At 69.6% G+C, this 11,917-nt stretch carries 9 protein-coding genes; 6 read left to right on the forward strand and 3 right to left on the reverse strand.

Features of this window, described 5'->3' with window-relative positions; genetic code table 11:
- The first annotated feature begins 62 nt into the window (after positions 1 to 62).
- Complete coding sequence (locus RS84_RS05105) at positions 63 to 2,222, forward strand: adenylate/guanylate cyclase domain-containing protein (protein WP_045256702.1); 2,160 nt, start codon at positions 63 to 65, stop codon at positions 2,220 to 2,222.
- Between the two features lies 1 nt (position 2,223).
- Positions 2,224 to 3,648: a mechanosensitive ion channel domain-containing protein gene (locus RS84_RS05110; RefSeq protein ID WP_045256703.1), complete on the forward strand. Its 1,425-nt coding sequence runs from the start codon at positions 2,224 to 2,226 to the stop codon at positions 3,646 to 3,648.
- A gap of 18 nt (positions 3,649 to 3,666) precedes the next feature.
- Here RS84_RS05110 and RS84_RS05115 read toward each other — a convergent pair whose 3' ends face one another.
- Entirely contained in the window at positions 3,667 to 4,374 is a 708-nt protein-coding gene (locus tag RS84_RS05115; RefSeq protein WP_045256704.1) for a Pr6Pr family membrane protein, read from the reverse strand.
- A gap of 154 nt (positions 4,375 to 4,528) precedes the next feature.
- Between RS84_RS05115 and RS84_RS05120 the strand changes: the two genes are divergently transcribed.
- Both RS84_RS05120 and RS84_RS05125 read left to right on the forward strand, forming a co-directional pair.
- Positions 4,529 to 5,815, forward strand: a complete 1,287-nt coding sequence (locus RS84_RS05120; protein ID WP_045256705.1) for an adenylosuccinate synthase — start codon at positions 4,529 to 4,531, stop codon at positions 5,813 to 5,815.
- Between the two features lie 103 nt (positions 5,816 to 5,918).
- Positions 5,919 to 7,094 (forward strand): lactonase family protein, encoded by a 1,176-nt coding sequence (locus RS84_RS05125; protein WP_045256706.1) that lies wholly within the window; start codon positions 5,919 to 5,921, stop codon positions 7,092 to 7,094.
- 11 nt (positions 7,095 to 7,105) lie between these two features.
- Here RS84_RS05125 and RS84_RS05130 read toward each other — a convergent pair whose 3' ends face one another.
- Both RS84_RS05130 and RS84_RS05135 read right to left on the reverse strand, forming a co-directional pair.
- Complete coding sequence (locus RS84_RS05130; RefSeq protein WP_045256707.1) at positions 7,106 to 8,203, reverse strand: flavin-containing monooxygenase; 1,098 nt, start codon at positions 8,201 to 8,203, stop codon at positions 7,106 to 7,108.
- A gap of 66 nt (positions 8,204 to 8,269) precedes the next feature.
- Positions 8,270 to 9,880, reverse strand: coding sequence for a response regulator transcription factor (locus tag RS84_RS05135; RefSeq protein WP_045256708.1), 1,611 nt, complete (start codon positions 9,878 to 9,880; stop codon positions 8,270 to 8,272).
- A 156-nt stretch (positions 9,881 to 10,036) separates the two neighbouring features.
- Here RS84_RS05135 and RS84_RS05140 point away from each other — a divergent pair, with 156 nt between their 5' ends.
- Complete coding sequence (locus RS84_RS05140; RefSeq protein ID WP_045256709.1) at positions 10,037 to 11,473, forward strand: dihydrolipoyl dehydrogenase family protein; 1,437 nt, start codon at positions 10,037 to 10,039, stop codon at positions 11,471 to 11,473.
- Positions 11,474 to 11,608: 135 nt separating this feature from the next.
- Positions 11,609 to 11,911 carry a DUF427 domain-containing protein gene (locus tag RS84_RS05145; protein ID WP_045256710.1) on the forward strand — a complete coding sequence of 101 codons (303 nt, stop codon included), beginning with the start codon at positions 11,609 to 11,611 and terminating at the stop codon, positions 11,909 to 11,911.
- The last annotated feature ends 6 nt before the right edge of the window (positions 11,912 to 11,917 follow it).

Here is an 11,917-nt window from a genome sequence, read left to right on the forward strand (position 1 = left end):
GAAGACCGCCACATCGATATGTTCGATGCGGGGACGCGGAACTCATGCGTGGCGGAGGGCACATGACGGACACGAGCGAGCGGATCAGCGGCACCCGAGAACGAGGATGGCGGCGCCTGCGCCGGCCGGGGCTGAGCATCCAGTCCAAGCTCCTCATCATGCTCCTGGCGGTGAGTCTGCTCTCGTCGATCGTCGTGGGCGCGATCGGATTTCTGAACGGACGGCAGTCGCTGCACGCCGCGGCGGTCGATCAGCTCATCACGATCCGCTCGATGCGCGCGGCTGAGGTCGTCGAGGCGCTCGACGACGTCAAGGAGTCGGCGTCTCTCAACTCGCGCAACCTCAGCGCGCAGACGCTGTCGAACGAGATGAACGCGGCGTTCGACGAGCTCCAGCAGCAGCAGATCAGCGAGGAGCAGCAGGCGCAGCTCGAGTCGTACTACGCCGACACCTTCGTGCCCGAGCTCGAGAAGCGCACCGGCGACGATTACGGCACCAAGGCCTTCATCCCCGAATCCAACGCCGGGAAGTATCTGCAACTGCACTACTCGACCAGGAACCAGGATTTCGACGCCGACTACGACACGCTGCTCACCGCGAACGACGCCGGTGACGGCACGACCTACTCGGCGATGGCCGATCGGTACGGCGACTACTTCACGAGGCTGATCGACCGGGCAGGCTACGAGGACGCACTGCTGCTCAACCTCGACGGCGACGTCGTGTTCTCGGCGTACAAGGGCGTCGATCTGGGCACCAACCTGAACACGGGGCCGTATCGTGACACGGCGTTCGCCGACGCCTACCGTGACGTCATCGCCACCAACTCCGTCGACAGCATCGAGATGACCGACTTCGAGCGATGGATCCCGTCGTTCAATGTCCCGTCGATATGGGTGGTCTCTCCGGTCGGCAACGACAGCCGCATCACCGGCGCGATCGCCTTCCAGATCCCGATCGACAAGATCAACGGCGTCACGACGGGCCACGAGCAGTGGAAGAGCGAAGGCCTCGGCGACACGGGCGAGGTCTACCTCGTCGGTCGCGACGACCTGATGCGCAGCACGGCGCGCCTGCTCGAGGAAGATCCGGAGGAGTACCACAGGCGACTCATCAGCGGAGGCATCGCGCCGTCGATCGCCGATCGCATCGTCAAAGTCGGAGGGACCGTCCTGCTGCAGCCCGTCACCACCAAAGCGGTGGCGGATGCGCAGGCGGGCAAGAGCGGCACGACCGAGGGACGCGACTTCATCGGCGGCGACAGCCTCACCGCCTACGCACCCCTGGAGGTCGAAGGCCTCGACTGGGTGATCATCGCCCGCATCGACTCCGCCGAGGCATTCGCGCCGGTCGCCGACTTCACCCGCACCGTGCTGCTGTCGCTGCTCGGCATCCTGCTCGCCGTCTCGCTGCTCTCGCTGCTGCTGGCGCAGGTGTTCACCAGGCCCATCAACCGCCTGGTCGGCGCCGTGCACCGAGTCGCCGAAGGCGACCTCGACGTGCAGGTGCCGCACTCCTCGCGCGACGAGTTCGGCGACCTCGGCAGCGCCTTCAACGACATGGCCTCGAGCCTGCGGATCAAGCAGCAGCTGATCGACGAGCAGCAGATCGAGAACGAGAAGCTGCTTCTCACGCTCATGCCCGAGAGCGTCGCCACGAAGTACAAGAAGGGCGAGGAGGCGATCTCGGAGGCGCACGAGAACGTGTCGGTGGTCTTCGCCGAGGTGGTCGGCCTCGACGATCTGGCTCGCGGGCTGAGCAGCGACGAGGAGATCGCACTGCTCAACACGCTCATGCGGGGGTTCGACGAAGCGGCCGAGAAGGCGGGCGTCGAGAAGGTGCGCACACTGCGCGGCGGGTACCTGGCGTCGTCCGGCCTCGTGGTGCCTCGCGTCGACAACATCCGCCGCAGCGTCGAGTTCGCTCGCAGCCTGCTCGGAGTCATCGAGCGGTTCAACTCGCAGAACGGCACGCAGATCTCGCTCAGAGCCGGCGTCGACACGGGCACCGTGACCAGCGGTCTCGTGGGTCGCACCAGCCTCGCGTACGACCTCTGGGGCGACGCGGTGAACCTCGCCTATCGCGTCAGATCCGTCACCGGCGAGCCCGGCATCTACGTCAGCCAGACCGTGCGCGACCGCACGCAGGAGCTGGTGACCTACGTCGAAGCCGGGACGGTGGAGTCGCAGGGCCGCACCGAGACCGTCTGGAAGGTGGCCTGACATGGCCGAGGCGTTCCAGGACGGCTGGGCCTGGTGGGTGATCGCGCTCGCCGTCGGCGTGCCCGTGCTCCTGGTGATCCTCACCGAGGCCATCGGCGCATTGAGCAGACGGGGGAACCCGGTGGCCAAGCCGCTGCGGATGCTGCGCAACTGGGTGGTCCCGGTCGGAGCCCTCTTCGCGCTGCTCGCGTTCGCGATCCAGTCGCCCGCCGACCGGGTGTGGGTGCGGGTGGTCGCGACCGTGTTCGGCTTCCTCGTGATCCTGCTCGTGCTGTCGGCGTTCAACGTGGCGCTGTTCGCGAACGCGACGCCCGGCACCTGGCGCGAGCGGATCCCGTCGATCTTCGTGGAGATCGCCCGCCTTACGCTCGTCGTGATCGGGCTCGCCCTGCTGTTCTCCTGGGTGTGGGACGCCGACGTCGGCGGCCTGTTCACGGCGCTCGGCGTCGGATCCATCGTGATCGGCCTGGCCCTGCAGAATGCGGTCGGGGGTGTGATCTCGGGGCTCCTGCTGCTGTTCGAGCAGCCGTTCAAGATCGGCGACTGGCTCGACACCGGCGGCGTGAAGGGCCGGGTCGTCGAGGTGAACTGGCGCGCCGTGCACATCGACACCGGATCCGGCATCCAGATCGTCCCGAACTCCAACCTCTCGGGCGCATCCTTCACCAACATGAGCCAGCCCGACGGACCGTACTCCGCCGAGACGGAGGTGAAGTTCTCGACCGACGATCCGCCGCACGAGGTGATGGCGCTGCTTCTCGAGACGGCCGATGCCCTTCCGATGCGGATGCCGGGAGAGCGGGCGTCGGTGCAGTACTCGGGCGCGGGCGCCTACGGAGTCTCCATCCCGGTCGCCGCCCCTGCTGACGCCGCCCGCGCGCTGTCGATGTATCTGTCGTGGCTCTGGTACGCCGCACGTCGGCGCCGGTTCGCGCTCGACGGGGACTCGACCGATCCGCTCGCCGAACCGCAGGTGCTCGCCGCGGCGCTGGCCGAGATCGCGCCGACGCTCCACCTGCGCGAAGACGATGCCGAGGCACTGCGTTCGACCGCGCACCTCGAGCGCTACGGGGTGGGAGAGGTCGTGCTCCCGAGCGGCGTCGTGCCCGACGAGGTGCGCGTGGTGCTGTCGGGTCGGGCGCTGCTGTCGCTGGAGGCCGACGGCGGACGGATCGAGGTGGGAGCGACGGAGAAGGGCGAGATGATCGGGCAGACCGCTCTGACCCGTGAGCGCACCAAGGTCGTGACGATCGCCGGCGAGATCCTGACCGTCGTGGTGCTGCCGTTGAACACCGTCGACGAGCTGATCAGGACACGTCCGCGGCTGGCGGCCGAGATCGGCGAGTCGCTCGAACTCAAGCGCACTCAGGCGGAAGCGCGGCTCTCGGAGCTGGGCATCGCGAAAGGCGGCATCCGCGGGCTCTGAGTGGACCGCAGGCCCGGGTCAGGCGACGGATGCCGTGACGCGGGCCTCGCGGCGGCGCCCGATCCACACGACGCCCGCCGCCACCGCGAGGATCGCGATGGCGATGCCGACCACGTAGCCGGCCACGCCGACGTATCCGCCAGGGATGAAGTGCGGGTTCAGGAACGGGTACGGGTACCACCAGTGATCGCCGGTGTTCGGAGCGATGATGAAGTCTGCGCGGATCAGCGTGTACACGACCCACACGATCGGGAACGCAGCGGCGATCAGCACCCGGTTCCACGGCATCGCCCGGTGGCGCGGGGCGAACAGGACGTCGGCGAGGAGGAACGCCGGGATCACGACGTGCAGCACCTCGTTCGACCACCACACGGTCTGGCCCTGCGGAAGCGCGTAGCCGCGCAGGAGCAGGTTGTAGACGATGCCGGTGACGATCATGTAGGTGCTCGCGCACACCAGAAGCGTCGCGAGCCAGGTCGGTTCGCGGTCAGCGTCGCGGCCGGCCGTCCACGCCCAGATCGCGGCGATCGCGAGCGCGACGGCGGCCAGCACGTTCGACTCGATGGTGAAGAAACTGAAGAAGTTGGTGAGGACGGTGGGGATGTGGCCGCCCCACTCGGTCTGCGATTCGCCGGCATTGCGCAGGGTCTGCGACAGCTGGGCGATGATCGCGGCCGTGCCGAGAACGGCCGCCGCCAGGCGTGCAAAGGGCCACCACTTCGTCATGTCTACCTCCGGAAGCTCACTCTAGCGGTGGGGTCCCGGCGGGGGAGGAGGCCGCGCAGAACGGGCCGTGTCGGGGCCTTCGGTAGGATGGAAAGGCCCGAAGAGGGCCAGCTCATCAGCCGGTGCAAACCCGGCGAAAGCAAGGGGGTCTCCCATGCCAGGAATCGTTATCGTCGGCGTCCAGTGGGGCGATGAGGGCAAGGGCAAGGCCACAGACCTGCTCGGCGAGCGCACCGACTGGGTCGTCAAGTTCAACGGCGGCAACAACGCCGGCCACACGGTCGTCGTCGGCGACGAGAAGTACGCGCTGCACCTGCTGCCCTCCGGCATCCTCTCCCCGGGCGTGACTCCGGTGATCGGCAACGGCGTCGTGATCGACCTCGAGGTGCTGTTCAGCGAGCTCGAGGCGCTGAGCGCCCGCGGCATCGACATCTCGCGTCTGAAGGTCAGCGCGAACGCGCACATCATCACGCAGTACCACCGCACGCTCGACAAGGTCACAGAGCGCTTCCTCGGCAAGCGCAACATCGGCACCACGGGTCGCGGCATCGGCCCGGCCTACGCCGACAAGATCAATCGCGTCGGCATCCGCGTGCAGGACCTCTTCGACGAGAACATCCTCCGCCAGAAGGTCGACGGCGCGCTCGACCAGAAGAACCACCTGCTGGTGAAGGTCTTCAACCGCCGTGCCGTGACCGTCGACGAGATCGTCGAAGAGCTGCTCGTCTACGCCGAGCGTCTGCGTCCGATGGTCGCCGACACCGGTCACCTCATCGCCGAGGCTCTCGGCCGAGGCGAGGTCGTCGTCTTCGAGGGCGGCCAGGCGACCATGCTCGACATCGACCACGGCACCTACCCCTTCGTCACTTCGTCGACCGCGACGGCGGCGGGCGCGGCATCCGGCTCGGGCGTCGGCCCCGGGTCGCTCGACCGCATCGTCGGCATCGTGAAGGCGTACACGACGCGCGTGGGCTCGGGCCCCTTCCCGACCGAGCTGTTCGACGAGCAGGGCGAGTGGTTGCGCAAGCAGGGCTTCGAGTTCGGCACCACGACCGGCCGCCCGCGTCGCGTCGGCTGGTACGACGCCCCGATCACGCGCTACGCGACCCGCATCAACGGCATCACCGACCTCGTGCTCACCAAGCTCGACATCCTGACCGGCCTCGAGCAGGTGCCAGTCTGCGTGGCCTACGACGTCGATGGCGTGCGCTTCGACGAGGTGCCGGTCAACCAGACCGAGTTCCACCACGCGACGCCGATCCTGGAGTACTTCCCCGGCTGGAGCGAGGACATCTCGACGGCTCGCACCTTCGAGGACCTGCCGCAGAGCGCTCAGGACTACGTGCTCGCGCTCGAGAAGATGAGCAACACGCGCATCTCGGTGATCGGCGTCGGCCCCGAGCGCGATCAGGTCATCGTCCGTCACGACCTGCTCGACTGAGCGCGCCACGAGTGCACGGGCTGTTGCCCAGTGCACGGGCTATCGACGTCGATAAAGCGTGCACTCGACGGCAAGTCGTGCACTCGGGGAGAGGGGATGCCGCATGACGCGGTTCTGGCTCGGCGGCTACGGCCCCGCGATGGAGGGCACGGCCGAGGGCATCGGACTCCTCGCGGGAGATGCGGGCGCCGAGACCGCGCTGAGCTACCGCGGAGCCGTGACAAGAACTCCGTCGCCGTCGTGGCTGGCGCAGCATCCGACTCTCGACGTCGTCTACGCGGCTCTCGAGGACGATGCGGCGGTGCAGGCCTTCGCACGCAGCGGCGAGTCGACGCTGACCCCGCTCGACGAGCCGGTCGAGGCGGGAAAGTACGTCTGCCACCTCGCGGTCGCGCCCTCGGGGCGCTACCTGATCGCGAGCTGCTACGGAGACGGGCGGGTGGTGCGCATCGGGATCGACGGCGCTGGTCGCCTGGTTGCGGATGCCGCGAACAAGGCTGCCGAGCTGCGCGCTGCCCTGCTCGGCGAGCCGCTGCAAGACACGGCAGTGCCCGCGGGCACCGGGGTCGCGGCCAAGGATCCGTACGCTTCGCGCCCCATGCCCGCTCCAGAAGGCGCGGCTGCGCCGCCTGGAGCCTCGGGGCACGGGGACCCTGGCTCAGCGGCCGAAGAGGGTGCCCGCGAATCGCACGCGCACGCCGCGGCGTTCCTCGCCGACGGTCGGATCGCGACGACAGACCTCGGGTTCGACGTGGTGCGGATCTGGCGGCCGACCGCATCCGGGCTGACGCTCGATCACGAGGTGGTGCTGCCGAAGGGCACGGGACCGCGGCACATGGTCGTGCATCCCAGCGGGCATCTGCACGTGGTCACCGAGTACTCGTGCGAGGTCTTCACGCTCGCCGCCCGCCCCGACGGCACCTGGGCCGTCGTCTCATCGGTGCTCTCGAGCCCGATCGCCGAGATCGGCGTCGACTTCCCGGCCGAACTCGCCCGCACCCGCGACGGGCAGTTCATGTACACGGCGCTGCGCGGAAGCAACACCATCGCCGCGTTGCGGGTCCGAGGCGCCGGAGAGACCCTCGAGCCGATCGCGCTCGCCGACTCGGGCGTCGACTGGCCGCGGCACCATCTCGTGCACGAGGGCAAGCTGCTCGTCGCGGGTCAGCGCTCCGACACGATCAGCCTGATCGATCTCGATGAGCGCACCGGGGCGCCCCTCGGCATCCGTCATCAGGCCGACGTGCCGACGCCGACGCACTTCCTGCCGGTGCGCTGACCCCAGCCCCCTCAGGCGGCGACCGCCGGCGAGGCCGGCTGAGCAGCGAACAGCCGGTCGACGACGAACGCCGCGTCGCGACCCATCCCCATGAGGGTCGGCGACGCCACGGAGTACTGGAACGGCAGCCCCAGGAACGCCAGCCCCGGCACTGCGGTCGCCAGACCCCGTTCATGCGCTGGCCAGCCGTGCTCGTCGAGAGCGCCCGGGATGCCGATCATGTCGAACACGGGCAGCGAACCCGTGCACCACACGACGGTTGCGGCATCCACTCGCTCTCCGCCGTCGAGCACCGGCAGGCCGGCCTCGACCCCGACGACCCGGCCGACGTGGCGGATGCCCGCCTTCTCCAAGGTGGCCATGCGGTTGCGCACGAGATTGACGCCGTGCCCGCGATGCTCGTCGCGGAAACGCCTGCCCTTCTCGGTGTCGACCGTGGTGTTCACCAGCCGCCGGATGAAGATGCCCATGACGAGGTTGCCGATGGGCGTGTCGATGCGGCCTGGCACTTCGCCCGGATTGCGCCCGGCGATCACGGTCGGGTGACCGGCGGCCACCGCCTCGAGCGCGATGTCGGTGCCCGAGTTGCCCGCGCCGACGATGAGCACGGCGCCCGGCGCGAGGTCTTCAGGGCCTCGGTAGTCCAGCGAGTGGACCTGGCGGATTCCGGGATCGAGGTCGGCTGCGAAACCGGGAGTGATGGGACGGTGGTGAGCGCCGACCGCCACGATCACACGATCGGCGAGCACCTGGTCGCCGCTCGACAGCGCGAGCCGGAACCGGCTTGCCTCGACCGTCAGCCGCTCGACCCGCACAGAGGTGCGCACGGGGAGGTCGAAGGCGGCCGCGTACCGCTCGAGGTAGTCGGCCAGCTGCGCACCCGTCGGGTAGGCGAAGAAGCCGACGCCGATCGGCAGCCCCGGCAGGCTCGCCCACCGCGGCGGCGTGAACAGGCGCAGCGAGTGGTAGCGCTCCCGCCAGGGGTCGCCGATGCGGGCGTGCGCGTCGAAGATCTCGAAGGCGATGCCGCGGTCGTGAGCGCGGCGGCCGGCGTGCAGCCCTGCCGCACCCGCTCCGATGATGGCCAGGTCGAGTGATGTCGTGGACATGATTTCCTCCTTCCTGCAGACGCTACGGAGGGCGGGGCGGAGCCGGCATCGGCAGAAATGACCAATTCAGGATGCTGCGACGAGCCCGTGCTCGAAGGCGTACGCGGTCGCGGCCGAGCGGCTGGGTACGCCGAGCTTGGCGAGGATGTTGCCGACGTGACGGGCGACCGTGCGGTCGCTGAGGAACAGCCGCTCCGCGATGCGGCGATTCGACCAGCCGTGCGCGACGAGGTCGAGCACCTCTCGCTCGCGGCGGCTCAGACCAGGACCCGCGGCGATCGCGCCGGGTGCGGATGCCGCGAGCCGCTCCAAGCGGGCGAGATCCGGGATCGCCCCGAGCGACTCGAGCACGACGCGGGCGGCGTCGAACTCGAGCAGCGCGCCCTCGTCATCGCCGCCGTCACGCGCGCACCGGCCGATCGCCATGCGCGTGAGCGCGGCCTCGTAGGGCGCATCGAGCTGCCGCCACTGCGCCCACGCCGTGCGCAGCATCCGATGCGCCTCCCTGCCGCGCCCTTCGGCGGTGGCGACGGCGCCATCGGCGCGGTTCGCCAGGGCGTGCAGATACAGGATGTCGCCGGCATCCGCCTCAGAGCGCAGCTCGTCCGCCGCGATGCGGGCGTCGGCGGGCCGCCGCCGCTCGAGGGCGATCTGCGCGGCAGCAGAGAGGATCTCGGCTCTGTCCGACGGGGTCGTGGCGGTCGCCCGCGCCCGCTCGAGACCCGCCCACGCGACATCGAGCTCACCCGCATCGCGGTGCACGAGCGCGAGGCCCGGCTGCACCTCGCGGCCCAGCGCGGCGGCCCGGCGATACGCCTCACGGGCCGCGTCGGCGCGGCCCGCGACGCGGTGCAGCTCGCCGAGCCGATACCAGGCGTTGCCGAGCGTGTCGGGGCGCTCCTCGGTGCGGCAGACGCTCTCGGCGGCCTCGGATGTCGCGGCCCACTCGCCGCCGAACTGCATCACGGTGGCGGTGTGCAGGGTGCATTCGCCGCGGAACGGCTCGAGTCCGCGCTGCGCATCGCACCAGTCGCCGAGATCACGCGTCCACACCCGCGCCCTCTCGATGTCGCCGCGGGCGAGCAGACCCGCGATGACCGCGCAGTACGCGGGGCCGGCCGCGCGATCGGTGACGCGTCCAGACCCGATCAGCAGCATGACCCGGTCCATGCAGGCGACACCCTCGTCGATGCGGCCCACGCGCATGAGCACTCGGCCCTCGCCCATCGATGCGAGCACTTCGACGTCGGGCTCGCTGGATGCGGCCAGCCGCCCGGCATCGCGGTACAGCCCGGCCGCCTCATCCAGCTCGCCGCGCATGTATGCGACCTGGGCACGGCAGAGCGCGGCGCAGGCGTCGGTTCGGGCGTCGCCGGCGGCCCGCTCGCACAGCTCGAACAGGCGGCCCATCCAGGTGCGGGCCTTCACCTGCTCCCCGTGCTCGCCGAGCGTGAATCCGAGCCAGAACGCGCAGCGCACGGCATCCGCCGTCAGGCCCGCGTCGAGGAAGCGCAGGTGCGCGCGCTCCCAGGCGCGCTCGGAGACGTCGTCACGTCCGATGAACCACGCCGCCTGGCCGAGCTCGTCGAGCTGGGCGGCGTCGAGGTCCGCCTCGTTCGCGCTGAGCAGTTCGAAGCGTCCCGTCCAGTCGATGACGGGGGCCTGCCGGATGGCCATGGTCACAGTATCCGCGCCTCTCCGCGCGGCGGCAAGGAGCGGCTTCGACGCCCATCGCCCAAGAGGACCGGTCATCTTCGGCGACGTGTCCGGAACAACCGGCCCGTGACTCGGCGTTGCTCTTCGGTAAGACTGGGCGACGGAGAGGTGCGACATATGGATGCTGCGGCGAAGACGGATGAATACGACCTGATCGTGCTGGGCGGAGGGCCGGTCGGCGAGAACGTCGCCGACCGAGCCGTGCAGGGAGGTCTCACCGCGATCATCGTCGAGAGCGAGCTCGTGGGCGGCGAATGCTCGTACTGGGCGTGCATGCCGTCGAAGGCTCTGCTGCGCTCGGCCCAGGCGCTGCGCGTGGCCCAGCACGTGAAGGGTGCGGCCGAAGCCGTCACCGGAGCGCTCGACGTGTCTGCGGTCTTCGCCCGTCGTGACTCGTTCACGAGCAACTGGTCTGACGACGGGCAGGTGCGCTGGCTCGAGTCCGCGCACATCGACCTGGCGCGCGGGCACGGGCGCCTCACGGGCGAGCGCGAGGTCACGGTGACGGATGCCGACGGTGGCACCCGAGTGCTTCGCGCCCGTCATGCGGTGGCGGTCAGCACGGGATCGGATGCCGTCATCCCGCCCATCGACGGCCTCGCAGGGGTCGCTCCGTGGACGAGCCGCGAGGCGACCAGCGCCCAGGAGCTGCCCGCCTCGCTCGCCGTGATCGGCGGCGGCGTGGTCGCGGTCGAGATGGCCACAGCGTACGCGGCGCTCGGCTCGACCGTGACCGTCATCGCGCGCAGCGGGCTGCTCGGCGGGATGGAGCCCTTCGCGGGCGAGCGGGTCGCAGCCGGGCTCGAAGAGCTCGGAGTGGACGTGCGCCTGTCGGTCGGCACCGAGTCGGTTCGCCGGGACGAGGAGGGCGTGCACATTGTGCTGTCGGACGGGTCGACCGTCACAGCATCCGAAGTCCTCGTCGCCACCGGGCGATCCCCGCGCAGCGGTGACATCGGGCTCGAGACGGTCGGACTCGAACCGGGCGCGTGGATCAGAGTCGACGACACGCTGCAGGTGCCGGACGTGCCGTGGCTGTACGCCGTCGGCGACGTCAACGGCCGCGTTCTGCTCACCCATCAGGGCAAATACCAGGCGCGCGCCGCGGGAGACCTGATCGCGGCTCGTGCACTCGGTGAAGCGGTGGATGACGCGCCTTGGGGCCGCCACGTCGCGACCGCCGACCACGCTGCTGCGCCGCAGGTGACGTTCTCATTCCCGGAGGTCGCGTCGGTCGGCCTGACCGAGAAGGCGGCGAAGGACGCCGGCATCTCGGTGCAGGTCGTGGACTACGACCTCGGCTGGGTGGCGGGTGCGAGCCTGTACGAAGACGGCTTCGAGGGACAGGCGCGCCTGGTGATCGACACCGAGCGCGATGTGATCGTCGGCGCGACCTTCGTCGGACCCGAGGTCGCCGAGCTCGTGCAGACGGCGACCGTCGCGATCGTCGGCGAGGTGCCGATCTCGCGGCTCTGGCATGCCGTGCCCGCGTATCCGACCGTCAGCGAGATCTGGCTGCGGCTGCTCGAGGGCTATGGGCGGGACTCCGCATGATCACCCCATCCGATCCGGAGGACGCTCCGAACAGATGACGGAATGCGTCGCATATCGACGTGTGCGCACGCAATCCTCCCCCCCGATGTCCGACACCTCTTATACGCTCGAAACCACATCTGAGGAGGCAGCACCATGAAGGCCGTACTCGCAGGAACAACGCTCGCCGAAGCTGACGAGAGCGATCTCATCCGCATCGAGGGGAACTGGTACTTCCCTCCGGCATCCGTCGCGCCCGACGTGCTCGTCGAGAGCCCGACGCCGTACACGTGCCCCTGGAAGGGCGTGTGCCAGTACTGGTCGGTGCAGGCGGGCGGCGAGCTGCACCAAGACCTCGCGTGGTCGTACCCGCATCCGTATCCGACCGCCTTCGACCGCGTCGGCAAGGACTTCTCGGGCTACGTCGCCTTCGCGCCGGGCGTCGAGGTCTCGCCGTAACCCCGA

It is taken from the genome of Microbacterium hydrocarbonoxydans, from assembly GCF_000956475.1.
In the GTDB taxonomy this organism is placed as follows: domain Bacteria; phylum Actinomycetota; class Actinomycetes; order Actinomycetales; family Microbacteriaceae; genus Microbacterium; species Microbacterium hydrocarbonoxydans_A.

What these genes read in the sequence shown, in the direction of transcription:
- RS84_RS05115 (WP_045256704.1), bottom strand. Translation starts at nt 4,374, where the DNA reads ATGACGAAGTGGTGGCCCTTTGCACGCCTGGCGGCGGCCGTTCTCGGC.
- RS84_RS05110 (WP_045256703.1), top strand. Translation starts at nt 2,224, where the DNA reads ATGGCCGAGGCGTTCCAGGACGGCTGGGCCTGGTGGGTGATCGCGCTC.
- RS84_RS05125 (WP_045256706.1), top strand. Translation starts at nt 5,919, where the DNA reads ATGACGCGGTTCTGGCTCGGCGGCTACGGCCCCGCGATGGAGGGCACG.
- RS84_RS05140 (WP_045256709.1), top strand. Translation starts at nt 10,037, where the DNA reads ATGGATGCTGCGGCGAAGACGGATGAATACGACCTGATCGTGCTGGGC.
- RS84_RS05120 (WP_045256705.1), top strand. Translation starts at nt 4,529, where the DNA reads ATGCCAGGAATCGTTATCGTCGGCGTCCAGTGGGGCGATGAGGGCAAG.
- RS84_RS05145 (WP_045256710.1), top strand. Translation starts at nt 11,609, where the DNA reads ATGAAGGCCGTACTCGCAGGAACAACGCTCGCCGAAGCTGACGAGAGC.
- RS84_RS05135 (WP_045256708.1), bottom strand. Translation starts at nt 9,880, where the DNA reads ATGGCCATCCGGCAGGCCCCCGTCATCGACTGGACGGGACGCTTCGAA.
- RS84_RS05105 (WP_045256702.1), top strand. Translation starts at nt 63, where the DNA reads ATGACGGACACGAGCGAGCGGATCAGCGGCACCCGAGAACGAGGATGG.
- RS84_RS05130 (WP_045256707.1), bottom strand. Translation starts at nt 8,203, where the DNA reads ATGTCCACGACATCACTCGACCTGGCCATCATCGGAGCGGGTGCGGCA.